Source organism: Streptomyces violaceusniger Tu 4113, assembly GCF_000147815.2.
Lineage (GTDB): Bacteria > Actinomycetota > Actinomycetes > Streptomycetales > Streptomycetaceae > Streptomyces > Streptomyces violaceusniger_A.
In genome coordinates, this window is the sequence record NC_015957.1 from 4,099,444 (window position 1) to 4,124,456 (window position 25,013).

The following is a 25,013-nucleotide window of genomic DNA, read 5'->3' on the forward strand; positions in this document are numbered from 1 at the left end:
CCGGCCGCGCCCCGCGATGCCGCCGCTTCGCGGACGCACAACTGTGGTGCACGGCCGTCAGGGGCCGTGCACCACAGTCCGTTCGCCGCCGGGGTGGCGGGGTCAGTTGTTCTGGATGAACTGCTTCGCCAGACCGTCGCCGACCGACACGGCCTTGTCGTGGTTCTCGATGGGGGAGACGGAGGAGTTCTTGAAGACGATGTACGTCACCCCCGATTCGGCGCCGCCGGTCTCCGGGTCGGGGTCGATGCCGAGCGCGTTGGCCGTGGCGTAGGACGCCTCACCGATGATCTTCGTCGGCCCGGTGTCGCCCACCACCGCGTACTGCACCTTGTTGTTGTAGATGACCGCGACCACACCGCCGCCCTTGATGCCGGACTTGGTGTAGTCCCAGGTGGAACTCGGGCTCGGCACCACGACGTACGGCAGCTTGTCGGCGACGAGGGGCTTGCCGTCCGACTGGTGGAAGGCGGTGTCGTCCTGGAACCACGGGTCGGTGTTCTCGTTGCACCGGGAGGTCACCTGGCCATCGCAGTCGATGTCCATATCGGCCTTCCAGAAGACCGCCCCATTGGCACCGCAGACCGGGATGTTGGCCGATGTCTCGTCGTCGGTGCGGTACTTGCCGCTGGATATCTGTGAACAGCCCTGCACCTTGGCGAGCAGCTGCGCCGCGGTGACCGTGCCCTCCTTGGTGTTCGCGGGGGCCGGCGCGGGGCCCCGGGTGGTGGCATGGGCGCCGGCGGTGACGGAGCCGGCCAGCAGTCCGGCCGCGGCGAGTACGAAAGCGAAACGCTTGCGCATAGGACACCCCTTTGTTAGGAACCTTTCCTAACCTCGTCGGGCATCCTGGCGAGTTGATAAGCTCATGTCAATACGCCCGCCCGGGGAAACCGATGCGTGATACCGCGCGAATCGGCGGCCTTCGGAACACCTTCCGGCAGGGGCCCCTCAGTGCGTGGCCCGCACCAGCTTCAGCAGCCGGGCCACCTCGCGCGCCACCGCGTCACGCGCGGCCGCGACATAGCGGCGGGGGTCGACCACCTCGGGGTGGCCCGCGAGATGGTCGCGGATCGCCCGGGTGAAGGCCACGTTCAGATGGGTGGCGATGTTCACCTTCGTCAGCCCCGCCTCCACGGCCCGGGTCAGATCCGCCTCGGGCACTCCGGAGGAGCCGTGCAGCACCAGCGGTACGGGCACGGCCGCGCGCAGCGCCGCGACCAGCGGCAGATCCACCACCGCGGCCTTGACGACCATGGCGTGCGAGGTGCCCACCGCGACCGCGAGCGCGTCCACGCCCGTCGCCGCCACATAGGCGGCGGCCTCGGCCGGATCGGTCCTGGCACCCGGTGCGTGGACGCCGTCCTTGCCGCCCACCTCGCCCAACTCGGCCTCCACCCACACCCCGTGGGCATGGCAGTCGGCCGCCACCTCGGCGGTGGCCGTCACATTGCCGTCGTACTCCAGGGCCGAGGCGTCGAACATCACCGAGCCGAAGCCGAGGTCCACCGCCTCCCGCACCAGCTCCGGCCCGGTGGCGTGGTCCAGATGCACGGCCACCGGCACCCGTGCCGCGCGGGCCACCTCCACGGTCGCCCGGCCGATGGCGGCCAGGGCGCCGTGATACCGCACCGCGTTCTCGCTGATCTGCAGGATCACCGGCGCGCCCGCCGCCTCCGCCCCGGCCACGATCGCCTGGGCGTGCTCGATCTGGATGACATTGAACGCACCCGCGCCGAGCCCGGCGCGTGCGGCCGTCCCGACGATCTCTCCGGTGGCCACCAGCGGCATCTACCGGCTCCTTCCGCTCGTTTCCATATTCCGGCCGTTTCCGTGTTCGTTCGGTTCGCGTGTTCCGTCGGTCCCGGCTCAGCCGAGGATCACCGAGCGGGTGAGATGGCGTGGCTCGTCGGGGTCGAGCCCGCGCGTCGCCGCGATGGCGACCGCGAGCCGCTGCACCACCACCAGTTCGGCCAGCGGGTCGCGGCCGGACCCGGCGACCCGGCCGCCGGTGCGGGTGATCTCCTGGTCCGCCACATCCGACGCCCCCTCGCCCAGCCACCACACCACGCTCCGCGGGCCGGTCACGCTGATCGGGCCGTGCCGGTACTCCTTGGCCGGATATGCCTCGGTCCACGACCCCGCCGCCTCGCGCATCTTGAGCGCGGCCTCCTGGGCGACCCCGTAGGTCCAGCCCCGCCCGAGGAAGGTGAACTGCCCGGCGTCCACGAGCGCCCCGGGCAGCGGCTCGGCGAGTGCCGCCTCGCCGTCCGCCTCCAGGTGCTCCAGCGGCGCGCCCAAGTGGGCGCGGAGCAGGGCGAGTTCGCTGGTGGCCCAGCGGGTCTGCACCACCGACCGCTCATCGGCGAAGTCGAGCACGACCGCGGCGTCCGCGACGCCCACGACCGGGGAGTCGGGAACCGCCGTGATGACGGTGGTGGGCACCCGGCCGCGCACCGCGCCGAGCAGCTCCAGCACCTCGGTCGTGGTACCGGACCGGGACAGTGCCACCACCCGGTCGTAGACGCGGCCGGCCGGCATCTCCGACGCCGCGAAGGCGTCCGTCTCGCCCTGGCCGGCCGCCTCGCGCAGCGCCGCATACGACTGGGCGATGAACCACGAGGTGCCGCAGCCCACGACGGCGACCCGCTCACCCGGCCGGGGCAGCGCCGCCTGTACGGGCCCCTCCGGATCCCGGGCCAGGGCGATGGCGCGCCGCCAGCAGTCGGGCTGGCTCGCGATCTCGGCCTCGGTGTGGCTCATGGGACCCCCCTCGTCGCACGGATGACCCGAGCACTTTTCATGCGCGGAGTTGTTTCGTGCGAGCAGATAATGCGCAGGATCACGCATGAAAGTCCAGAGCCGATGTGCGCGGGGTAGGGTGATCGACGTGAAACGGCCCGAGCGCTGGAACGCCCTGCTGGATCTGCTGACCAGGGACGGCAGGATCGATGTGGAGGAGGCGGCCGCCGAGCTGGCGGTGTCCGCCGCGACCATCCGCCGCGACCTGGATGAGCTCGCTCAGCAGCAGATGCTGACGCGTACCCGGGGCGGCGCGGTCGGGCAGAACCTCTCGTACGACCTTCCGCTGCGCTACAAGACCGCCCGGCGCGCCTCGGAGAAGCAGCGGATCGCCGCCGCGGCGGCCCGGATGGCCGAACCGGGCTCGATCGTGGGTCTCAACGGCGGGACGACCACCACCGAGGTCGCCCGCGCCATCTCCCTGCGCGGCGATCTATCCGCCCCGGGCGGCGGCACGGCTGTCACGGTCGTCACCAACGCCCTGAACATCGCCAGTGAGCTGGCGGTGCGCCCCCAGGTCAAGATCGTGCTCACCGGCGGGGTCGCCCGTCCGCAGTCCTTCGAGCTGATGGGGCCGCTGGCCACCGGGGTGCTGGGCCAGGTGTCGCTGGATCTGGCGATCCTCGGCGTGGACGCGCTGGACACGGTCCAGGGCGCGACCGCCCACCATGAGGGGGAGGCCAGCATCAACCACCTCATGGCCGGCCGGGCGGCCCGGGTGGTGGTCGTGGCCGACAGCTCCAAGCTGGGCCGCCGGGCGTTCGCCCGGATCTGCGCACTCGAGGAGATCGATGTGCTGATCACGGACACCGGCGCCGATGCGGAGCTGGTTGCTCCGTACACCGAGGCCGGTGTCCGCGTGATCAGGGCCTGACGGGCCCGAAGTGCCGGACGGGCCCGAAGTGGCCGACGGGCCCGGAGCGCCCGACGCCTACGCCTTGGCCGCGGCCAGCAGGGCGGCCACCCGCTCGACGGCGAACGCGTAGCCCTGGACACCGCATCCGGCGATTACCCCGTTGGCCAGCGCGGAGACATAGGAGTGGTGCCGGAACGTCTCCCGCTGGTGGATGTTGGAGATGTGCACCTCCACGATCGGCAGACCGTCGCAGGTCGCCAGGGCGTCGCGCAGCGCGACGGAGGTGTGGGAGTAGCCCGCGGGGTTGATGATGACCGCCGCGTGGTGCTCACGCGCCTCATGGACCCAGTCGATCAGCTGCCCCTCGTGGTTGCTCTGCCGGCAGTCGGTCCTCAGACCGTGCGGCGCGGCCGTCACGGCGACCAGCTTCTCGATGTCGGCCAAGGTGTCCGTACCGTAGATCTCGGGTTGCCGACGGCCCAGGAGATTCAGATTCGGCCCGTTCAGGACCATGATCGTGGAACGGTCGCGCACGGGGGCGGTCGCCATGGCGTGGTGGTCCTTCCTGGGCGGTCGGTACATCGAGGGCGGTTCACCGGGGACACCGGCCCGCGACGCATCGTAGATCAGGGATATGACACCACGGTCGACGGCACGGTGGAGGTGCCCGACGTGGGAGATCCGATGTCATTGATGACGCGTTCGTACTGGCCCTGGCCGCCGAGCGAGACGACCAGCAGATTGTGGAACTTCACCCCCGACGCGTTCGGGGCGGCAAAGCCGTGGTGCTGCACGATGCTCGGGGCGACGTTGTAGTAGCAGTAGCTGCCGAGCCCCCATCCCTCGTGCGTGGTCACCGAATCGGCCACCTTGTAGGCCGCGTAGCCCTTGATGGAGCCGTTCTGGATGGCCGCCTGGTTCGGGGCGTCGTACGCCTTCTCGTTCTGGAAGAAGATGGTGCGGCCCCGCTGCCCGTACCACTGCACGTCGTACTTGTTGAAGTGCTCCACGAACAGCCCCGTGGCGAGGACGTCGTCGCCGTTGACCCGGACTCCGTAGTCCGCGCGGTTGGTCTCCCAGCCGACCCCGTCACCGTGGTCGGCGCGCCAGACCCAGGTGTGGTCGACGATGGTGTGACGGCTGTTGATCACCATGCTGGTGGTGGCCTTGCCGGGGCCCGCGCCGCCGATGCGGATGAACACGTCCTGGACGGTGGTGGGGTTGGCCGAGTGGTCGGCCGAGGCTCCCGCCGGGCCGACTTCCAGCAGGGTGGTCGAGTTGACCGGTCCGGCGTCGATGAGGAAACCGGCCAGCCGCACCCCGTCCACATCGGCGACCTTCAGCGCGGTGGCGCCGTTGTCGGGGATGAGTGTGGCGTAGCCGAGCCCGAGGACGACGGTGTTCGCCCGGTTCACCTGGATCGGCTGGTCGAGGTGGTAGATCCCCGGGGTGAGCAGCAGTTGGAGCCCCTGGGCGAGTGCCTCGTTGAGGGTGGCCGCGGTGACGCCGGGCTTGGCCACGTAGAACTGCGACAGCGGCAGCGAGGTGCCTCGGGGGGTGCCGTTGCCCCAGGTGACCCCGCGGGCGTTGGTCCGCTTCTCGGGGAGGAAGACCCGGTACTCGCTGCCGTCGAGGTACAGGAAGGGCTTCTCCCGGGAGACGGGGGTGGTGTCGAGCGTGGTGTACGGCGGGTTCGGGAAGCTCTGCCCGGGGGCGCCCTCCACACCGGAGAACACCATGTTCCACACGCCGTTGAGCCAGCTCCCGATCGCGCTGTCGCGGGTGTACCACTGCTGCTGGGAGTACGGTCCGACCTGGCCGTCGATGCGGCTGTCCGCGATATAGCCGCCGCTCGCCCAGCCGTAGCCGTCGGGGGAGAGGTTGAGCCCGCCGCGGACGTGCATCCGGCGGAAGGGCGCCGCCTGCGCCACCGCCCAGCGGTTGGTGCCGTTGACCGGGACGACCGCGAGGTTCTCCGCCGAACGCCAGAAGTTCTGGGTGGCATTGCCGTTGAACCACCCGGCGTCCACCGTGATGTCGCCGTTGATGGTGGTGTCGTCGGGGGACAGCCCCAGTCCGGCGATGGAGGTGTAGAAGCCGATCTGGGCGTTGAGCCCGCTGTAGGAGCCGGGCTTGAACAGCAGGGCGTAGCGCCCGGTGCCGAACTGCGCCGACTCCTGCTTCTTGAACACCTCGTCCAGCTTGGCCTGGATGCCGGGCGTGGACGGGTCGAAGACGATGACGTTCGGGCCGAGGTCGCCGCCGCCCGGCAGCGCCCGCGGGCTCTTTCTCCGGCCGGAAGGGGTGGCCGACGCGGGGGTGGCCAGGCCGGCGAGGGCGGGGGCCGATGCGACGGCGGCCGCGGCGCCGAGCACGGCCCGGCGGCCGACCGGGGAGCGGCCGGAGGAAGAAGGCGTGGGGGAAGGCGTGGGGGAAGGCGTGGGGGAAGGCGTGGGGGAAGGCGTCATGGGGGCGTCTCTCCTGGTTCAGTAAATGAACGGGATGGGGGTGAGGGAGCGCTCTCTTGCCGTCGCATGCTTCAGTCATGTGAACGACTCGTCAAGAGTTGTGACCGTAGTCTGTGCGTGTTGTTGCCTTTTGAACATCAACTGGCCTGGAAATTCCGGTAGTTCGGGCACACTTGGGGCGGATTCGCGACCACTCGTGTCCATGGATGTTGTGTTCAAGAGGTAAGCGGAAACCGGTGTCTGATCCTTTCCGCTCGACGCCTTGACACCTTCGCGTCCTCGCCCGGACACTCCGGTCTTGGAGAGCGCTCTCCCGATGTTGTCGCGGGTCTGTGACGGCCCGTCATACCCTCTCTCCAGGTGGCAGGAGTCTCCATGGCACGGAGATCGAAGATCGTTTCAGGAACCCTGATCGCAGGCGCGTTACTGCTGACCTCGCTCGGACTCGGTGGCATCGCGATGAGCGCCGAAGCGCCCCCGGCGAAGCCCGCGAGTGGCGGCGTCACGGCCCCGGCGGGCGGCGGTGGCACGGCCGCCCACGCGGGGCATGTCATGGCGGCGCAGTCCGCCTCCTCGCCCGAGGACCCGGACGGCGACGGCTACATTCCCGCGAACCCGCCGGTCACCGGCGTCACCCCGTCCACGAAGGAGCCGTCGCCACGCTACTTCCATGAGTTCCAGGCCAACTGCTCGGTGAGCCACACCAAGCCGGACGACCCCATCGTGTACCCGCAGCAGCCGGGCGCGTCCCATGACCACACCTTCATGGGCAACACCACGACCGACGCGGCCAGCACCACGGCCTCCCTCGAGGCCGGCCGCACCACCTGCAAGGCACCGGGGGACAAGTCGGGTTACTGGATGCCCACGCTGTTGGGCGGCGACCGGCCGGTGCTGCCCATCGGCCCGCAGACCATCTACTACAAGGCGGGCGTGACCGACTACACCAGTGTGCGGCCGTTCCCCAAGGGGCTGCGCTTCGTGGTGGGCGACCCGATGCAGACCGCCGAGGAGTTCCGCCACCACCCCGGCTTCGTGGAGGGCTGGGAGTGCGGCGACAGCTACTTCAACGTCGAGTTCCCCAAGGACTGCCCGAGCCGGCCCGACGTCCAGCTCAACATCCGTTTCCAGGCGCCCAGTTGCTGGGACGGCAGGTACCTGGACACGCCCGACCACCGCGGCCATATGGCCTACCCCGTGGTGAACCCCGGGACGAACAACAACGTGTGCCCCGCCGACCACCCGGTGGCGCTGCCGATGGTCGAGTTCAAGATGGCCTTCCCCGTCAACGGTGACCTCTCGCACGCGAGGCTGGCCAGCGGCCCGAGCTGGTCGTTCCACTACGACTTCTTCAACGCCTGGGACGCGCCCACGCTGAAGGCGCTCGTCGACCACTGCGTCGTCGGGGCGCTGCAGTGCGACGCCCGCGGCTACGACCAGACCCACCCCGAAGCCGGAGCGACCCTCGACGAGAACTACGAGCTGCCGTGAACCACGGCCCGGCCGCCGGTGCGCACACCACCGCGGCCGGGCCGTTCGCACGCCACTTCCCCGACACACCGAAAGACACCACCATGACCCGGACCCGTACCGCTCCACGCCGTATCGCGGCGCCCCTCACCGCCGGTCTGCTGGCCGCCGGCGCCCTCGCACTGCCCGGCCAGCAGGCACACGCCGCCGGAAGCGTCGTCAAGGTCACCGGCACCCAGGGCGACTGGCGGCTGACCGTGGACGGCCGGCCGTATCAGATCAAGGGCCTGACCTGGGGCCCCGCCATCGCGGACGCCGACCGCTATCTGCCCGATCTGCGGTCGATGGGCGTCAACACCCTCCGCACCTGGGGCACCGACGCCTCCAGCAAACCCCTCTTCGACTCGGCCGCCGCCAACGGCGTCAAGGTGATCGCCGGTTTCTGGCTGCAGCCCGGTGGCGGCCCGGGCAGCGGCGGCTGTGTGAACTACCGGACGGACACCGCCTACAAGGACCAGATGCTCGCCGAGTTCCCCAAGTGGGTCGCCACGTACAAGGACCACCCGGGCGTGCTGATGTGGAACGTCGGCAACGAGTCGGTGCTCGGCCTGCAGAACTGCTACAGCGGCGATGAGCTGGAGCGGCAGCGCGACGCCTACACCACGTTCGTCAACGACATCGCCAAGAAGATCCATGGCGTCGACCCCGACCACCCGGTCACCTCCACCGACGCATGGACCGGCGCCTGGCCGTACTACCAGCGGAACGCCCCCGACCTGGACCTGTACGCCGTCAACTCCTACAACGCCGTCTGCGACATCAAGGCCACCTGGGAGCAGGGCGGTTACACCAAGCCGTACATCGTCACCGAGACCGGCCCGCCGGGGGAGTGGGAGGTCCCCGACGACGCCAACGGCGTGCCGGCGGAGCCCACCGACCAGGCCAAGGCCGCGGGCTACACCAAGGCGTGGAACTGCGTCACCGGCCACCAGGGCGTCGCGCTCGGCGCCACGATGTTCCACTACGGCACCGAGGACGACTTCGGCGGCGTCTGGTTCAATCTGCTGCCCGCCGGCCAGAAGCGGCTGTCGTACTACGCGGTGAAGAAGGCGTACGGCGCGGACACCTCGCACGACAACACCCCGCCGGTCATCTCCGCACTGGCCGTGGACGGCGACCCCGCCAAGGTGGAGGCGGGCCGCGATCTGACGCTCACGGTCAAGGCCACCGACCCCGACGGCGACGCCCTCTCCTACCAGGTGCTGGGCAGCAGCATGTACCTCGACCAGGACAAGAAGCTCACCGCGCTGCCCGCCACCGACCTCGGTGGCGGACGGCTGAGGGCCACCGCGCCGGACCGCCCCGGCGTGTGGAAGATCTACGTCAAGGCCACCGACGGCAAGGGCAACGTGGGCATCGAGACCCGTTCCGTACGGGTCGTCCCGCCCGCCGTGAACGGCACCAATATGGCCCTCGGCAAGCCGGCCACCGCCTCCTCGTACCAGGCGGGCGGTGGCGACTGCCCCTGCCCTGCCGCCAACGCCGTGGACGGCAAGGCGGACACCCGCTGGGCGGCCGACTGGAGCGATCCGCAGTGGCTCCAGGTGGACCTGGGCGCGTCCACCCCCCTCACCCACGTCCAACTGGTCTGGGAGTCCGCCTACGCCAAGGCGTACACCCTCCAGACCTCCGACGACGGCCAGAGCTGGCGCACCATCCGTGAGGTGACCGACGGCAACGGCGGTGTCGACGACTTCGACGTCTCCGGCACCGGCCGCTACGTCCGCGTCCACGGCACGGCCCGTGGCACCGGATACGGCTACTCGCTCTACGAGTTCGGCGTCTACCGCTGATCCATGACCGGTGGTGATGTGTCCCCGGCGGTGGCGGGAGAGCGCTCTATGCCCTCGGGGCGCGCTGCCACTAGGGTGCGGGGCATGAACCGACACGCCCCGACCTTGGAGGATGTCGCCCGGGAGGCCGGTGTCTCCCGGGCGACGGTGTCCCGGGTCGTCAATGGCGTCCGCAACGTGGATCCGGCCATCCAGGACCTGGTCCGCGTCGCAATCGAGCGCACCGGCTACGCGCCCAACCGGGCGGCCAGATCGCTGGTGACCCGGCGCACGGGCACCGTGGCGCTCGTCGTCTCCGGGGCCGGGGACGGCACCGGGGACACTTCGGAAGAGGAGCAGAACGCCTTCGCCGCGCGGGTGTTCGCCGATCCGTTCTTCGGCCGGGTGGTCGGCGGGGTGGTGGGGTTCCTGCGGCCGCGCTCGACGCACCCGGTACTGATGTTCGCCGAGTCCCCGCAGGCCAGGCAGGAGGTGCTGAGGTATCTGCGGCAGGGAAACGCGGACGGTGCGCTCGTGGTGTCCACCCACCCCGACGATCCGCTGCCCGCGCTGCTGGCCGAGGCCGGACTGCCCGCCGTGCTGTTCGCCCGTCCTGTGCGGCCGGTCGCGCTGAGCCATGTCGACCTGGCGCACTGGGACGGTGGCCGCCTCGCGGCCGAGTGTCTGCTGGCCCGGGGGTGCCGGAAGGTGGCCACCGTGTCGGGGCCGTGGGCCGTGGCGGCGAGCCAGGAGCGGCTCGCCGGGTTCCGCGACACCATGGCCCGCGGCGGCCATCCGTATGTGGCGGTGGCCGAGGGAGGCTTCACACTGGACAGCGGGGTGGCGGCGATGACCGAGCTGCTGGCCGAACACCCGGATGTGGAGGGCGTGTTCGCCGCCAACGACCTGATGGCCCAGGGGGTCTGCCAGGTGCTGAGGGAGCGCGGCCGGCGGGTGCCCGACGATGTCGCGGTCGTCGGCTTCGACGACTCCAGCGTGGCCGCCACCTGCCGGCCGCCGCTGACCTCGGTGCGCCAGCCGGTGGAGGACATGGCCGCGGCGATGGCCCGGCTGCTCGACGAGCACGTCCGCGGCCTGCGCACCGAGCCGGCCTCGGTCCTCTTCGAACCGGAGCTGGTGGTACGCGAGTCGGCGTAGCCCTCGCGTCGGACGTGTCCGTAGTTCTGCGTGGGATGTGTGTGGGGCCCCTGCGCGCGGACGGTGTCCGTAGTTCTGCGTGGGATGTGTGTGGGGCCCCTGCGCGCGGACGGTGTCCGTAGTTCTGCGTGGGATGTGTGTGGGGCCCCTGCGCGCGGACGGTGTCCGTAGTTCTGCGTGGGATGTGTGTGGGGCCCCTGCGCGCGGACGGTGTCCGTAGTTCTGCGTGGGATGTGTGTGGGGCCCCTGCGCGCGGACGGTGTCCGTAGTTCTGCGTGGGATGTGTGTGGGGCCCCTGCGCGCGGACGGTGTCCGTAGTTCTGCGTGGGATGTGTGTGGGGCCCCTGCGCGCGGACGGTGTCCGTAGTTCTGCGTGGGATGTGTGTGGGGCCCCTGCGCGCGGACGGTGTCCGTAGCTCTGCGCGGGGCGTGTGTGGGGCCCCTGCGCGCGGACGGTGTCCGTAGCTCTGCGCGGGGCGTGTGTGCGGCCCCTGCGCCCGGACGTGTCCGTAGCTCTGCGCGGGGCGTGTGTGCGGCCCCTGCGCCCGACGTGCCCGTAGCCCTGCGCGGGACGTGCGCGTAGCCCCTGCGCAGGACGTGCGTGTGGCCCCTGCGCCCGGACGGTGCGTGTGGCCCCCGCGCGGGACGTGTCCGTAGCCCCCGCGCCCGGCGTGCCCGTCGCCCTGCGCGGGACGTGCGTGGAGTCCCCGCCCCCGGACGTGCCCGTAGCCCCCGCGCCCGGACGTACCCGCAGCCCCTGCCAGCCGCGCTCGTACCCCCTACGCCAGCCGTGTGCCCAAGGTGGCGCGCCACGCCGGGGACGGCTCCGGCGCGGGGGTGGGCGGCAGGCGGCGCCCGCCGCGGGCGAAGAACGCGGCCAGCGGCAGGATCGCGGCGCCCACCGTCACCGCGTCCGGCCCCAGCGCGCCCAGGTCGATGCCGACCCGCCCGGCGGGGTACGGCAGCGCGTAGGACATCGCGTGGCGCCGCACCGAATCCAGGAAACGCGCGCCGAGCTGGAGACCGGCCCAGCCGCCGACGAGGATGCGCTCGGGCTGGAAGAGGTTGATCAGGTCGGACAGCCCGGCGCCCAGGTACTCCGCGGTCTCGGCGAGGACGGCGGCCGCCACCGGGTCCGGGGCGCCGCCGTCCGCGGGGTAGGCGGCGGCCAGCATCGCCGTCAGGGCGGTCTCCTCGTCGGTGTCGGGTGGCGGCTGCCCGCCCGCCTCCTGCCAGCGTTCCAGCAGCGCCTCCGCGCCCGCGTACGCCTCCAGACAGCCCAGCGCCCCGCAGCGGCACCGGCGGCCCCGCACCCGCACCGTGAGATGGCCCCACTCCACTGCCCGGCCGTGCTCGACGTCGTCGGTGACGACGCAGGCGCCGACGCCCGATCCGAAGAGCACGACCACCGCGTTGCGCGCACCACGCCCGGCGCCGAACCACATCTCGGCCTGCCCCAGCGTCTTGGCGCCGTTCTCGATGAAGTACGGGACCTCGTCGGGGAGCCGGCCCGATCCGCGCAGCATCCGTTCCAGCGGCACCGCCTCCCAGCCGATCGGCTGGCCGTGCACCACGGCACCGTCCTCCTCGGAGTGTTCGACGATGCCGGGGACGCCGATGCCGACGCCGAGGATCCGCGAGGGGTCGCGTCCGGCCTCCTCCAGGACCTCGGCGATGCCGTCGCGGATGTGGCCCGCGATCAGTTCGCTGTCGTAGCCCACCTGGCGCCCGGCGCCGCGAGTGGGCAACGGCCGGTCGGCGCGCGCCCGTTCGGCCAGCGAGAGATCGAACAGCTCGACGCGGACCCGGGTCTCGCCGACGTCCACTCCGATCATGTGGCCGCTGTGCGGCGTGATCCGCAGCAGGGTGCGGGGACGGCCGCCGTCGGAGTCGATGCTTCCGGCCTCCTCCACCAGCTTCTCGGTGAGCAGTTCGGCGACCACATTGCTGATGGAACCTGAACTCAGCCCGGTCGCGGGGGCCAGCGAGAAGCGGCTCATCGGTCCGTCGAAATACAACCGACGCAGCACGGCGGCGCGGTTCTCCCGCCGCAGGTCACGAACGTTACGCCCGTTGTGCGCTGCCACCTGGCCTCCTCAAGTCCCGGCTCCGCGCCGCAAGATACCTCCGCCGGATCTCTTGACGCGACCTTCTCTTGAGGTTTAACTCACGTCCTAAATTAAGCCGTGAGCGGCTTCGGGAGTTGAACGCGGTTGGCGTGCCCGGGCCCTTCTTGGCATTCACCCCTCCCGGAAGGGACACCTGGAGCCATGCGCAGGATCCGAGCCGCGGCCATAGGCGCCGTCACCTTGTCACTCGCCCTTGCCGCCTCGGCGTGCGGAGGTGGTTCCTCGACGGACGGCGGCGGTTCCAACGACTCGCCGAAGACGCTCACGTACTGGGCGTCCAACCAGGGCGCCAGCATCACGGTGGACAAGAAGGTCCTGAAGCCCGAACTCGACAAGTTCGAGAAGCAGACCGGGATCAGAGTGAAGCTGGAGGTCATCCCCTGGTCCGAGCTGCTGAACCGGATCCTCACCGCGACCACCTCCGGCCAGGGCCCCGACGTCCTGAACATCGGCAACACCTGGAGCGCCTCGCTGCAGGCGTCCGGGGCGCTGCTGCCGTGGGACACCAAGAACTTCGGCAGCATCGGCGGCAAGGACCGCTTCGTGGACTCCGCCCTCGGCTCGACCGGTGCGCAGGGCGAGGACCCGGCCGCGGTGCCGCTCTACTCGATGGCGTACGCGCTCTACTACAACAAGAAGATGTTCGCCGACGCGGGCATCTCCAAGCCGCCCGCCACCTGGGACGAACTGGTCGCCGACGGCAAGAAGCTCTCCAAGGGCGGCAAGTGGGGCCTCGGTGCCGAGGGCGCGAACCTCTCGGAGAACATCCACCAGGTCTTCGTCTTCGCCAAGCAGCACGGCGCGGACTTCTTCACCGCCGACGGCAAGCCCGACTTCACCTCCGACGGCGCGGTCACCGCCATCAAGCAGTACGTCGATCTGATGGCCAAGGACAAGATCATCGCCCCGGGCAACGCCGAGTACGCGCAGAACCAGTCCCTCAGCGACTTCGCCAAGGGGAAGACGGCGATGGTCCTGTGGCAGACCGCCTCCGCCACCCTCACCTCACTGGGCATGAAGGACGACGAGTGGGGCGTGGCCCCGGCGCCCGTCCGCTCCGGCACCCCCGGCTCCGGCACCTCCGTCAACTCGATGGTCGCCGGCATCAACCTGGCCGTCTTCAAGAACACCGACAACCACGACGGCGCCCTGAAGTTCGTGAAGTTCATGACCGGCGACGCCGAGCAGAAGATCCTCAACAAGGCGTACGGCTCCATCCCGCCGGTCAAGGCCGCCCAGTCCGACCCCGCCTTCAACACCAAGGCGACGGCCGCCCTGCGGGAAACCCTCGCCAAGAGCGCCGCGGCGCTGCCGCAGGTGGCCGACGAGTCGCAGTTCGAGACCTCCGTCGGCACGGCCGTCAAGGAGCTGCTCGCCGATGCCGCCGGCGGACGCCCGGTGACCACCGAGTCGGTGAAGGCCAAGCTGGAGAAGGCCCAGCAGCAGATGCCGGCGAAGTGAGTGCGGACACCTCATGACCACCACGACCGCGACCGCTGAGAAAGACCGGCGGACGGTGTCGGGGAGCACCCCCGGGGCGGCGCGAGGCCCGCGCCGCCCCGGGCGGATCCGCCGCATCGGACTGCCGTACCTGCTGCTCCTGCCCGCCCTCGTCCTCGAACTCCTGGTCCATCTGGTGCCGATGGTCATCGGCATCCTGATGAGCTTCAAGGCGCTTACCCGGTTCTCCATCCGGGACTGGGGCGCCGCGCCCTGGTCCGGACTGGACAACTACAAGATCTCGGTGGACATCAACGCCCCGGCCGGGGAGGCGCTGCTCCACTCGTTCTGGGTCACCTGCGGCTTCACCGTGCTGTCGGTCGGGATGTGCTGGCTACTGGGCACCGCCGCCGCCATCTTCCTGCAGGACACCTTCCGCGGACGGGGGCTGCTGCGCACCCTGTTCCTGGTCCCGTACGCGCTGCCCGTCTACACGGCCGTCATCACCTGGGCGTTCATGTTCCAGCACGACAACGGCCTGGTGAACCATGTCCTCCACGACCAACTGGGCCTCACCGACAAGCCCTCGTTCTGGCTGATCGGCGACAACAGCTTCATCGCGCTGCTGACCGTGTCGGTGTGGAAGGGCTGGCCGTTCGCGTTCCTCGTCGTCATGGCCGGTCTGCAGAACATCCCCAAGGAGCTCTACGAGGCGGCCGCCCTCGACGGCGCCGGGATGTGGCAGCAGATCCGCCGCATCACCCTGCCCTCGCTGCGCCCGGTCAACCAGGTGCTGGTGCTGGTGCTGTTCCTGTGGACGTTCAACGACTTCAACACCCCGTATGTGCTGTTCGGCAAGGCGGCGCCGGAGGCCGCGGACCTCATCTCGATCCACGTCTACCAGACGACATTCGCCACCTGGAACTTCGGCACCGGCTCCGCCATGTCCGTACTGCTGCTGCTCTTCCTGCTCGTGGTGACGGGCCTGTACCTCCTGCTGACCTCCCGACGAAGGAAGACGGCCGATGTCTAGCACCTCCCAGGCGCCGCCCCGTTCACCGATGGCCGCTCCCCGCTCACCGATGGCCGCTCCCCGGTCCTTCCTCTGGGCCCGCCGGATCTTCCTCACCCTGCTCACCGGCTTCGTCCTGCTGCCGGTGTACGTCATGGTCTCCAGCTCCCTGAAGCCACTGCAGGACGTCTCCGGGACGTTCCGCTGGCTGCCGAGCGGGCTGACCATCCGCCCCTACATCGACATCTGGTCGACGGTCCCGCTCGCCGACTACTTCGTGAACTCGGTCATCGTGGCGGGCGCCGCGACCATCTGCTCGGTGGTGATCGCCGTCTTCGCCGCGTACGCGGTCAGCCGGTACCGCTTCCGGGGCAAGCGGGTGTTCACGGTCACCGTGCTGTCCACCCAGATGTTCCCCGGGATCCTCTTCCTGCTGCCGCTGTTCCTCATCTACATCAACATCGGCAACGCCACCGGCATCGCCCTCTTCGGCTCCCGGGGCGGCCTCATCCTCACCTATCTCACCTTCTCGCTGCCGTTCTCGATCTGGATGCTCATCGGGTACTTCGACTCGGTGCCGCGCGATCTGGACGAGGCGGCGCTGGTGGACGGCTGCGGACCGCTCGGCGCGCTGTTCCGGGTCGTCGTCCCGGCCGCGATCCCCGGCATCGTCGCCGTCGCCGTCTACGCGTTCATGACCGCCTGGGGCGAGGTGCTCTTCGCGTCCGTGATGACCAACGACACCACCCGCACCCTCGCCGTCGGCCTCCAGGGGTACGCCACCCAGACCGAGGTGTACTGGAACCAGGTCATGGCCGCCTCGCTCGTCGTCAGTGTCCCCGTGGTCGCGGGCTTCCTGCTCCTCCAGCGCTACCTCGTCGCCGGACTCACCGCCGGAGCGGTGAAGTGACCGGCCTTCCCACCTCTGAAAGGACGTACGTGTCCGAACTCCTGGACCTCACAGCCTTCCCGCACGACTTCCTGTGGGGCACGGCGACCTCGGCCTACCAGATCGAGGGAGCCGCTGCCGAGGACGGACGGTCGCCCTCGATCTGGGACACCTTCTCGCACACCCCCGGCAGAGTCGCGGGCGACGACCACGGCGACGTGGCCTGCGACCACTACCACCGCTGGCGCGCGGACATCGGGCTGATGAAGCGGCTGGGCACCAACGCCTACCGGCTCTCCATCGCCTGGCCACGAGTGGTGCCGGGCGGCGACGGACCGGTCAACGCCAAGGGTCTGGCCTTCTACGACGAGCTGATCGACGGTCTGCTGGAGGCGGGCATCACCCCGTCCGTCACCCTGTACCACTGGGATCTGCCGCAGGTGCTGCAGGACCGGGGCGGCTGGCCCGTGCGCGACACCGCGGAACACTTCGCCGCGTACGCCTCGGTGGTGGCCGACCGCCTCGGCGACCGGGTGCACCACTGGACCACCCTCAACGAGCCGCTGTGCTCGGCCTGGATCGGCCACCTCGAAGGTGTGATGGCGCCCGGGCTCACCGATCTGACCGCGGCGGTCCGGACCTCGTACCATCTGCTGCTCGGCCACGGCCTCGCCGCCCAGGCGATCCGGGCCGCCGCACCGGGCGCCGAGATCGGCATCGTCAACAACCTCAACACCGTCGAGGCCGCCAGCGACCGGCCCGAGGACCTGGCGGCCGCCCGGCGCATGGACGGCCACACCAACCGCTGGTGGCTGGACCCCGTCCACGGCCGCGGCTTCCCCGCGGACATGCGCGAGGTGTACGGCGTCGAACTCCCGGAGCGCCCCGGCGACCTGGAGACCATCGCCGCACCCCTGGACTGGCTGGGCCTGAACTACTACTTCCCGGCCACCGTCACCGACGACCCCACCGGCCCGGCCCCCCACGCCCGCGCCGTCCGCCGCCCGGACGTACCCCGTACGGGCATGGACTGGGAGATCGACGCCACCGGGATCGAAACCCTCCTGCTGCGCCTGACCGGCGAATACGGCGCCCGCAAGCTGTACGTCACCGAGAACGGCTGCGCCTACCCCGACGTCGTACGCCCGGACGGGACCATCGACGACCCCGAGCGCCAGGACTACCTCGTCCAGCACCTCGCGGCCTGCGCCTCGGCGGCCCGCAAGGGCGCCCCGCTGGCCGGCTACTTCGCATGGTCGCTGCTCGACAACTTCGAGTGGGCCTACGGATACGACAAGCGCTTCGGCCTGGTCCACGTCGACTACGGCACCCAGACCCGCACCATCAAGGGCTCCGGCCACCGCTACGCGGAGATCATCCGCGACCACCGAGGCCGAGCCCGCCGCGCAGCGTAGGAGGTGTCCGGGCCGTTCCCGGCCCGGCCCCTTCCCGCAGCGTCGACATGCGGCTCAGCCGCGTGGTGGGGCTTCGCCCCGGACCCCGGACCCCGGACCCCGGACCCCGGGGTCCGGGGTCCGGGGGCGAACCCTTGGCAACGCGATCCAGCCGCTCCGGCGTTTGAGGAGCGGGGTCCAGGGGCGGGAGCCCCTGGTACCGGGAAGGGGCGGGGAGGGGGAAAGTCCCGCCGGACGCCCCTAGGGCCCGCACAGACGGCACCACGCGCACCACGGCACGCAGGCACGACGGAAAGCACATCGGCACATCGGCACACGGCATTACGGCACACGGCACATCGGCACACGGCACGAAGGCACTTCGGCACCACCGCACTTCGGCACCGCACGTGCATCCCCACGACCTCATCGAGGAGAGCCGCATGCCATCCCGTACCCAACGCCACCACCACCGCACACTGCTGAGCGCCCTCGCCACCCTGGCCACCGTGGCGCTGCTGTCCACGGGCCCGGCCCTCGCCACGCCCGCGTCCCACTCCACCAAGGCCGCCGCCGAGGCGACGTGGGACACCGACCGCGCGGCGGCCGCGTACGCCGCCAATCACAGCGCCGTCACCGCGTCCGGCAGCGAGAACGACGGCACCGCCCCGGGCCTGGCCTTCGACGGCAACGGGTCGACCCGCTGGGCCAGCCCGTTCAGCGACGACGCGTGGATCCGCGTCGACCTCGGCGCCACCATCCGGATCGACCGGGTCGTCCTGGACTGGGAGGCCGCCTACGGCAAGAAGTACGTCCTGGAGGTGTCGAAGAACGGCACCGACTGGACCCCCTTCTACACCGAGAACGCGGGCACCGGAGGATCTCTCACCGCCCACACCTATCCGCAGGACGTCACCGGCCGCTACGTACGGATGCGTGGCATCGAGCGTGGCACGCCCTACGGCTATTCGCTGTACTCGTTCAAGGTGTACGGCGGAGAGCCCGCCCCGGCGTCCACGACCCGCACCAATCTCGCTCTGAACCACCCCGCCTACTCCAACTACTACCAGCACGCGGGCAATTCACCCGCCTTCCTCACCGACGGCGGCTGGCCCGCCAACCTCAAGGACGACCAGACCCGCTGGTCCAGCGACTGGAACGCCGACCGCTGGGTCTCGGTGGACCTCGGCGCCACCTCCACGATCGACACCGTCGACCTCTACTGGGAGGCGGCCTACGCCGTCGACTACCAGCTCCAGGTGTCCGACGACAACCGCACCTGGCGCACGGTGTATCAGCCCTCCGCCGCCGAGGTGGCCGCCCGTCGCGCGGACGTCAAATCGCCCGCCGACGCGGTGGGCCGCCGTGACACCGTGAAGTTGTCGCAGCCCGCCACCGGCCGCTATGTGCGGATGCTCGGCAAGGAGCGCCGCTCCTTCTACAACCCGGCCCCGGCCACAGCCCAGTTCGGCTACTCGCTCTACGAGTTCCAGGTCTGGGGCACCGGCGGGAGCGCCTCCGCGGCCTACCCCGCCCTCCCGGGTGAACAGTCCGGTGCGTACCGGACGACGTTCCTCGACGACTTCACCGGTGCCACCCTCGACCGCTCCAAGTGGCGTGTGGTGCGGACCGGCCAGGAGATGGGGTCGGTCAACGGCGAGTCGCAGGCGTATGTCGACTCCTCCGACACCATCCGCACCGAGAACGGCAATCTCGTCCTCAGGGCGAAGTACTGCAAGGGCTGCACCCAGGCGGGCGGCGGCACCTACGACTTCACCTCCGGGCGCATCGACACCCACACCAAAATGGACTTCACCTACGGGCGGGTCAGTGCCCGGATGAAGCTGCCGGTCGGCGACGGGTTCTGGCCCGCGTTCTGGCTGCTGGGCAGCGATGTGGACGATCCGTCGGTGTCCTGGCCGTCCTCCGGCGAGACCGACATCATGGAAAACATCGGCTACGCGGACTGGACCAGCACCGCCCTGCACGGCCCCGGCTATTCGGCGGACGGCAACATCGGCGCCCGTCAGATCTACGAGGGCGGCGGCCGCGCCGACCAGTGGCACACCTACGCGGTGGAGTGGACACCCATGGTGATGCGCTTCTTCGTCGATGACCGGGTGGTCCAGGAGACGACCCGCAACAAGCTGGAATCCACCCGTGGCCAGTGGGTCTTCGGCCACAACCAGTACGTCATCCTCAACCTCGCCCTGGGCGGGGCGTATCCGGCGGGCTGGAACAAGGTCACCACCCCCTACTGGGGCCTGCCGCAGTCCAGCGTCGACCGGATCGCGGCGGGGGGAGTGCAGGCGGAGGTGGACTGGGTGCGCGTCGAACAGAAGAGCTGAGCGCTGCATTATGGGACGTTGACGGACGGCCACCGTGGCCGCCCGTCAACGGAAACGGCAGCGGAAGAAGGAGGAGCGTCCATGCGGGTGGCGTTGCACTCGGTTCTCAAGGAGGGCCAGGAGTCCGGTTATGAGCAGGTGCACGCCACGGTCCCGGAGGACCTGCTGGAGGCACTGCGACGGGCCGGGATCACCAACTGGCGGATCTGGCGCAGTGGCCGCCATCTCTTCCACCTCGTGGACTGCGAGGACTTCCCGGCCGCGATGGCGGCGCTGGACAAGGATCCGGCCAACCAGCGCTGGCAGGAGTTCATCGGCGCCTACGTCGACCACTTCGAGGACACCGGCGGTTCCCCCGCCGAGTCGGAGCGGATGGCGCTCGGCGAGGTGTGGGAGCTGAGCACCCAGACCGGGGCCGCCGAGCACGGGTAGGGGACGCCCCGGCTACGGAGTGTCCGGCGCGTGGGGGCCCGGCCCCGGCCCCCGCCGGGGCTCCGCCCCTGGACCCCGCTCGGCAAACGCCGGAGGGGCTGGATTGCGTTGCCAGCGGCTTCGCCCCTGGACCCCGGGCTGGGGCGGAGCCCAGCCACGCGGCGGAGCCGCGTATCGATGCCGCGGGAAGGGGCGGGGAGGGGAACGGCCCGCCGCAGGCGTCGAGACGATCGGCCGAACCGGCGGAGCCTACCGATTCGGATCGTTCGGCGCAGCGATTCATCAGACCTTGAGTACGGGTGAGAACGGGGCGAACGCGTCCGCGTACGACGTGGTGGCCCCGCGCGGGGGCGTGGCGGAACGCGACAAGCGCTCCGGGCACGCCTGCCGCGCATCCCCGACTGGAGGTCAGTGAGTTGAGCCACCGACGTGTGAACAAGCGGACCCTCGCCATTTCCGGAGCCGCCGTCGCCGCGCTCGGAGCAGCGGCCATTCTGCTGCCCAACGCGAATGCGAACCCGGATAAGACGTCGGGCGCCAAGACCTTCTCCTCCCCGGTCGCGGTGAAGCTCGCGAGGAGCCTCGCCGCGGACCTCGGTGACAATGGTGCGGGCTGGTACTACGACAACGCCAGCCGTCAGTTGGTCATGAATGTGGTGGACGAGGACTCCGCCGAGGGCGTCCGGGCCAAGGGCGCCGTGGCGAAGCTCGTGACCAACAGCATGGAAGACTTGAAGGCCGCCACCAAGACGCTGAGCAGCGACGCGTCGGTGCCCGGCACCGCCTGGTCCGTCGACCCGGTCACCAACAAGGTCCAGGTGACCGCCGACCGGACGGTGACCGGCGCCAAGTGGGCCACGCTGACCAAGGCCACGGACCAGATGGAGGGCACGGTCAGCGTCAAGCGCAGCCAGGGTGAGTTCAAGAAGTTCGACGGCGGGGAGGCGGCCCAGCCCGGCGACAACGGCGGCGCGGGTGTAGGGGATGCCGCGGGTGCCGGGGATGCCGCGGGCAACGCGGGTGCGGCGGGCGGCGCGGGCGGTGCCGGTGCGGGTGCGGCGGGCGGTGCTGATGACGCGGGCGCGGGTGGTGCCGGGGATGCCGGTGCCGGAGGCGCCGTCGGCGGGGAGCAGGGCGCGGGTGGTGCCGGGGACGCCGGTGGTGCGGGTGACGCCGGTGGCGGTGGTGACGCCGCGGCCGGAGGGCTCGACGGCGGCGATGCCATCTTCGGCGGTGGCGCCCGCTGTTCGCTGGGCTTCAACGTCAGCGTCGACGGCGCGCCGGGCTTCCTGACCGCCGGCCACTGTGGCAACGCATCCCAGACCTGGACCTCGGACGAGGCCGGCGCCCAGCAGGTGGGCACGGTGCAGGACTCCCAGTTCCCCGAGAGCGACTTCGCGCTGGTGATGTACGACGACGCCACCACCCAGGCGTCCAGCACGGTCGACCTCCAGGACGGCAGCACCCAGGAGATCGGGCGTGCCGTCGAGGCGAGCGTGGGCCTGAAGGTGCAGCGCTCCGGCTCCACGACCGGGGTCACCGATGGCACGGTCACCGGCCTCAACGCCACGGTGAACTACGGCAACGGCGACATCGTCAACGGCCTCATCCAGACCGATGTGTGCGCCGAGCCCGGCGACAGCGGCGGCGCGATGTTCGCCGAGGACGCGGCGGTCGGGCTGACGTCCGGCGGCAGTGGCGACTGCACCCAGGGCGGCGAGACGTTCTTCCAGCCGGTGACCGGCGCGCTGGAAGCCACCGGAGCGGTCATCGGCGCAGGCGGCGGCGGTGATGCGGCTGGTGGCGCTGGTGACGCGGCCGGTGGTGCCGGTGATGCGGCTGGTGGCGCTGGTGATGCGGCTGGTGGTGCCGGTGATGCGGCTGGTGGTGCCGGTGATGCCGCCGGTGGTGCCGGTGATGCCGCCGGTGGTGCCGGCGACGCGGCGGGCGGTGCCGGCGACGCGGGCGCGGTGGGCGGTGGCGGGGACCAAGGCGCGGGTGGTGCCGGGGACGCTAGCGGTTCGGGTGACCCAGGTGCCGGTGCCGCCGCCGGGGCTGGTGACACCGGCAGCGATGCGGGCCAGGGTCTCAACTGATCCGGCCCACCCCATGATCGGAGGCCCCGGGCGCCCTCCTGCCCCAGTGCCCGGGGCCTCCCCTTCCCTCCGCCCGCTGATGGCCCCTGATGGAATCCCGCCCGACGCAATCCCGCGGTGGTCAGGAGGGATCCGGGCCGGAGACCGGAAGCCCGGCCGCCTCCGCCGCGGTGCCGAGCACCTCGCGCAGCATGGCCGGGGTGAGCCGTCCGGTGAAGGTGTTCTGCTGGCTCACGTGGTAGCAGCCGAAGAGCGTGAGCGGCGCCCCGCCGTCGGCCGCCCGCAGTGTGCTTCGCGCGCCGTGCCCGAACACGGGCCGTGGCCGGGGCACGGACCATCCGGCCGCCTCCAGCGCGGGCAGCACGGCCTGCCAGCCGAACGCGCCGAGCACCACGGCGGACCGCACGGTCGGCCGCAGCAGCCGCAGCTCACGGGCCAGCCACGGGCGGCAGGTGTCCCGCTCTCCGGGGGTGGGGCGGTTGGCGGGCGGGGCGCAGTGCACCGGTGAGGTGATCCTGACCCCGCGCAGCTCCAGCCCGTCGCCGCGGTGGGTGGCGGTGCGCCGGTTGGCCAGCCCCAGGTCGTACAGCGCCGAGTACAGGAAGTCGCCGGCGCGGTCGCCGGTGAACATCCGGCCGGTGCGATTTCCACCGTGGGCGGCCGGTGCGAGGCCCACGATCGCCACCGAGGCGTCCGGCGGCCCGAAGCCGGGCACCGGCCGTCCCCAGTAGTCCCAGTCGGCGTAGGCCCGGCGCTTGGTGCGCGCGGTCTCCTCGCGCCACCCGACCAGCCGGGGGCAGGCACGGCAGTCGATGAGCCGTTCGTCCAGCTCGGCGAGGGTTTCGGCGCCGGGGGCCGACTGGGCGGGGTAGGAGGGCGCGGATGCGGAAGTGGTCATGGAGAAGGCTGCTGCCCCTTGTCCTTGCGCAGAAAACGCCGCAATCGGGTCAGCGGCCAGGTGTTGATGATGTCGTCCGGGGTGAGCCAGCCCCGCTGCGCCACGCCCACCCCGTACCGCATGTTGTCCAGGTCCCGGGTCGAGTGGGCGTCGCTGTCCAGGGCGAACACCACCCCGTAGGACTTCGCCCGCAGGATGTTGTCGTCCGACAGATCGAGCCGGTCCGGATGGGCGTTGATCTCCAGCGCGGTGCCGGTGCGGGCGCAGGCGGCGAACACCTCGTCCAAGTCGGCGTCGATACCGGGCCGTTTGCCGATCAGCCGGGTCGTCGGATGGCCGATGACATGGACGTACGGGTTCTCGCAGGCCCTCACCAGCCGCCGGGTCATGGCCTTGCGGTCCATGCCGAACTGGGTGTGCACCGAGGCCACGCACACGTCGAAGTCCTCGAGGAACTCAGGCGGCCAGTCCACGTCTCCCTCGGTGTCGATGTTCAGCTCCACACCGTGCAGCAGCCGGGTGTGCCCGCGTCCGCGCCCCCGGTCGAGCTCGCGCACCCGCTCCCGCTGGGCCAGCATCTTCTCCTCGGTCATCTGCTGCATATACAGCTTGGGCGCGTGATCGGTGATGGCGTAGTACGCGTATCCGCGCCGCTCCGCCTTGGTGATCATGTCCTCCAGCGGTTCCAGCCCATCGGTGAGGTTGGTGTGGGTGTGCAGATCGCCCCGTAGGTCCGACTCCGTTACCAGCTTGGGGAGTTGGCCTTCGAGGGCGGCCTTGACCTCGCCCCGGTCCTCGCGCAGCGTCGGCGGGATCCAGTCCATGCCGAGCCGGGCGTAGACGTCCTCCTCGCTGCGTGAGGCGATGGACTTGCCGCTCTTGGTCTCGAAGAGGCCGTACTCGGAGAGTTTGAGGCCATGGCGCACCGCGATCGCGCGGACGCGGATGTTGTGCGCCTTCGAACCGGTGAAATAGAGCAGTCCCGCGCCCCATGAGTCCAGCGGCAGGACCCGCAGATCCACCTGCAGCCCCTTCGTGGTGCGGATCGATGTCTTCTTCTGGCCGTGTGCGATCACCTCGGCGGTGAGCGGAAGCCCGGTGAACGCCTCCATGAACGGGCCGGAATCCTCCGCCGCGACCAGGATGTCCACATCGCCCACGGTCTCCTTCATCCGGCGCAGCGACCCGGCGTACGCACACCGCCGGCAGCCGCGCACCTTGGACAGGGCGGCGACGATGTCATCGGCCACGTCCATCGCCTCGTCGAGCGGGATGCGGTCGCCCGCGGCGCGCATCAGCGCGATGCCGTGGAGGATGTTCTCCTCCGACTTCGGCCCGAAGCCCTTGAGATCGCGAAGCTGGTGCTCCTCGATCGCCTGGGCCAGTTGGTCGACCGAGGAGATCTCCAGCTCCTCGTAGAGGATCATGGCCTTCTTCGGCCCGAGCGCCGGGATGGCGGTCAGCTCCCGCACCCCGGCCGGGATCGCGGCGCGCGCCTCCTCGACGGCGGGCATGGTCCCGGTGCGCAGATACTCGACCACCTTGTCGGCGGTCGACCGGCCCACATTGGGGATGTCCCGCAGCGCCTTCGCGTCGAACTGCGAGATGTCTGCCGCATGGCCACCGATCGCCCGGGCGGCCTTCTCGTACGCACGCGCCCGGTACGCGTCCCCGCCCGTGATCAGGAGGAGATCGGCGTACTCGCGCAGGAGGGCTTCGACCTCCTCATTGGAGCGAGCCATGCCAGCGATTCTAGCCGTCTCTGGCGAACCCGGTGAGGTGGAGGGAT

19 protein-coding genes are annotated in these 25,013 nt (G+C 70.6%); 11 read left to right on the forward strand and 8 right to left on the reverse strand.

Going from position 1 to position 25,013, the window contains the following annotated elements; genetic code table 11:
- Nucleotides 1-102: 102 nt before the first annotated feature.
- The 3 genes from STRVI_RS17585 to STRVI_RS17595 all read right to left on the reverse strand — a co-directional run bounded on the left by STRVI_RS17585 (nt 103) and on the right by STRVI_RS17595 (nt 2,763).
- Nucleotides 103-804 carry a glycoside hydrolase family 75 protein gene (locus STRVI_RS17585; protein WP_014057015.1) on the reverse strand — a complete coding sequence of 234 codons (702 nt, stop codon included), beginning with the start codon at nt 802-804 and terminating at the stop codon, nt 103-105.
- Between the two features lie 147 nt (nt 805-951).
- Entirely contained in the window at nt 952-1,791 is an 840-nt protein-coding gene (locus tag STRVI_RS17590) for a class II fructose-bisphosphate aldolase (protein ID WP_014057016.1), read from the reverse strand.
- Nucleotides 1,792-1,869: 78 nt separating this feature from the next.
- A complete protein-coding gene (locus STRVI_RS17595) occupies nt 1,870-2,763 on the reverse strand; it encodes an SIS domain-containing protein (RefSeq protein WP_014057017.1) in 894 nt (297 codons plus the stop codon).
- 127 nt (nt 2,764-2,890) lie between these two features.
- Between STRVI_RS17595 and STRVI_RS17600 the strand changes: the two genes are divergently transcribed.
- On the forward strand, nt 2,891-3,676 hold the full coding sequence (locus STRVI_RS17600) for a DeoR/GlpR family DNA-binding transcription regulator (protein WP_043239049.1): 786 nt from the start codon (nt 2,891-2,893) through the stop codon (nt 3,674-3,676).
- 57 nt (nt 3,677-3,733) lie between these two features.
- Here STRVI_RS17600 and aroQ read toward each other — a convergent pair whose 3' ends face one another.
- Together aroQ and STRVI_RS17610 are read right to left on the reverse strand one after the other, a co-directional pair.
- Nucleotides 3,734-4,207 carry a type II 3-dehydroquinate dehydratase gene (gene aroQ, locus STRVI_RS17605; protein ID WP_014057019.1) on the reverse strand — a complete coding sequence of 158 codons (474 nt, stop codon included), beginning with the start codon at nt 4,205-4,207 and terminating at the stop codon, nt 3,734-3,736.
- 77 nt (nt 4,208-4,284) lie between these two features.
- Nucleotides 4,285-6,126: a hypothetical protein gene (locus STRVI_RS17610; RefSeq protein WP_014057020.1), complete on the reverse strand. Its 1,842-nt coding sequence runs from the start codon at nt 6,124-6,126 to the stop codon at nt 4,285-4,287.
- A gap of 375 nt (nt 6,127-6,501) precedes the next feature.
- On the opposite strand from STRVI_RS17610, the gene STRVI_RS17615 reads away from it, so the two are divergent.
- From STRVI_RS17615 to STRVI_RS17625, 3 genes are all read left to right on the forward strand, one after another.
- On the forward strand, nt 6,502-7,617 hold the full coding sequence (locus STRVI_RS17615) for a DUF1996 domain-containing protein (protein WP_014057021.1): 1,116 nt from the start codon (nt 6,502-6,504) through the stop codon (nt 7,615-7,617).
- Nucleotides 7,618-7,700: 83 nt separating this feature from the next.
- Entirely contained in the window at nt 7,701-9,449 is a 1,749-nt protein-coding gene (locus tag STRVI_RS17620; protein ID WP_043239051.1) for a discoidin domain-containing protein, read from the forward strand.
- Nucleotides 9,450-9,533: 84 nt separating this feature from the next.
- Nucleotides 9,534-10,586, forward strand: coding sequence for a LacI family DNA-binding transcriptional regulator (locus STRVI_RS17625; protein ID WP_043236078.1), 1,053 nt, complete (start codon nt 9,534-9,536; stop codon nt 10,584-10,586).
- Nucleotides 10,587-11,365: 779 nt separating this feature from the next.
- Here STRVI_RS17625 and STRVI_RS17630 read toward each other — a convergent pair.
- Complete coding sequence (locus STRVI_RS17630) at nt 11,366-12,673, reverse strand: ROK family transcriptional regulator (RefSeq protein WP_014057024.1); 1,308 nt, start codon at nt 12,671-12,673, stop codon at nt 11,366-11,368.
- 183 nt (nt 12,674-12,856) lie between these two features.
- Between STRVI_RS17630 and STRVI_RS17635 the strand changes: the two genes are divergently transcribed.
- The 7 genes from STRVI_RS17635 to STRVI_RS17665 all read left to right on the forward strand — a co-directional run bounded on the left by STRVI_RS17635 (nt 12,857) and on the right by STRVI_RS17665 (nt 22,326).
- Entirely contained in the window at nt 12,857-14,176 is a 1,320-nt protein-coding gene (locus STRVI_RS17635) for an ABC transporter substrate-binding protein (protein WP_014057025.1), read from the forward strand.
- Between the two features lie 13 nt (nt 14,177-14,189).
- A complete protein-coding gene (locus STRVI_RS17640) occupies nt 14,190-15,188 on the forward strand; it encodes a carbohydrate ABC transporter permease (RefSeq protein WP_014057026.1) in 999 nt (332 codons plus the stop codon).
- A gap of 28 nt (nt 15,189-15,216) precedes the next feature.
- Complete coding sequence (locus STRVI_RS17645) at nt 15,217-16,077, forward strand: carbohydrate ABC transporter permease (protein WP_078505260.1); 861 nt, start codon at nt 15,217-15,219, stop codon at nt 16,075-16,077.
- A 29-nt stretch (nt 16,078-16,106) separates the two neighbouring features.
- Nucleotides 16,107-17,471, forward strand: coding sequence for a GH1 family beta-glucosidase (locus tag STRVI_RS17650; protein WP_014057028.1), 1,365 nt, complete (start codon nt 16,107-16,109; stop codon nt 17,469-17,471).
- Nucleotides 17,472-17,893: 422 nt separating this feature from the next.
- Complete coding sequence (locus STRVI_RS17655) at nt 17,894-19,798, forward strand: discoidin domain-containing protein (RefSeq protein WP_014057029.1); 1,905 nt, start codon at nt 17,894-17,896, stop codon at nt 19,796-19,798.
- Between the two features lie 81 nt (nt 19,799-19,879).
- A complete protein-coding gene (locus STRVI_RS17660; RefSeq protein WP_014057030.1) occupies nt 19,880-20,230 on the forward strand; it encodes an L-rhamnose mutarotase in 351 nt (116 codons plus the stop codon).
- A 431-nt stretch (nt 20,231-20,661) separates the two neighbouring features.
- A complete protein-coding gene (locus STRVI_RS17665) occupies nt 20,662-22,326 on the forward strand; it encodes a S1 family peptidase (RefSeq protein WP_050993682.1) in 1,665 nt (554 codons plus the stop codon).
- Nucleotides 22,327-22,447: 121 nt separating this feature from the next.
- On the opposite strand, the gene STRVI_RS17670 is transcribed toward STRVI_RS17665, so the two are convergent.
- Nucleotides 22,448-23,224 (reverse strand): uracil-DNA glycosylase, encoded by a 777-nt coding sequence (locus STRVI_RS17670; protein WP_014057032.1) that lies wholly within the window; start codon nt 23,222-23,224, stop codon nt 22,448-22,450.
- Nucleotides 23,221-24,966 carry a DNA polymerase/3'-5' exonuclease PolX gene (polX, locus tag STRVI_RS17675; RefSeq protein ID WP_014057033.1) on the reverse strand — a complete coding sequence of 582 codons (1,746 nt, stop codon included), beginning with the start codon at nt 24,964-24,966 and terminating at the stop codon, nt 23,221-23,223. The genes STRVI_RS17670 and polX overlap by 4 nt, the downstream gene beginning before the upstream one ends.
- Nucleotides 24,967-25,013: the final 47 nt, after the last annotated feature.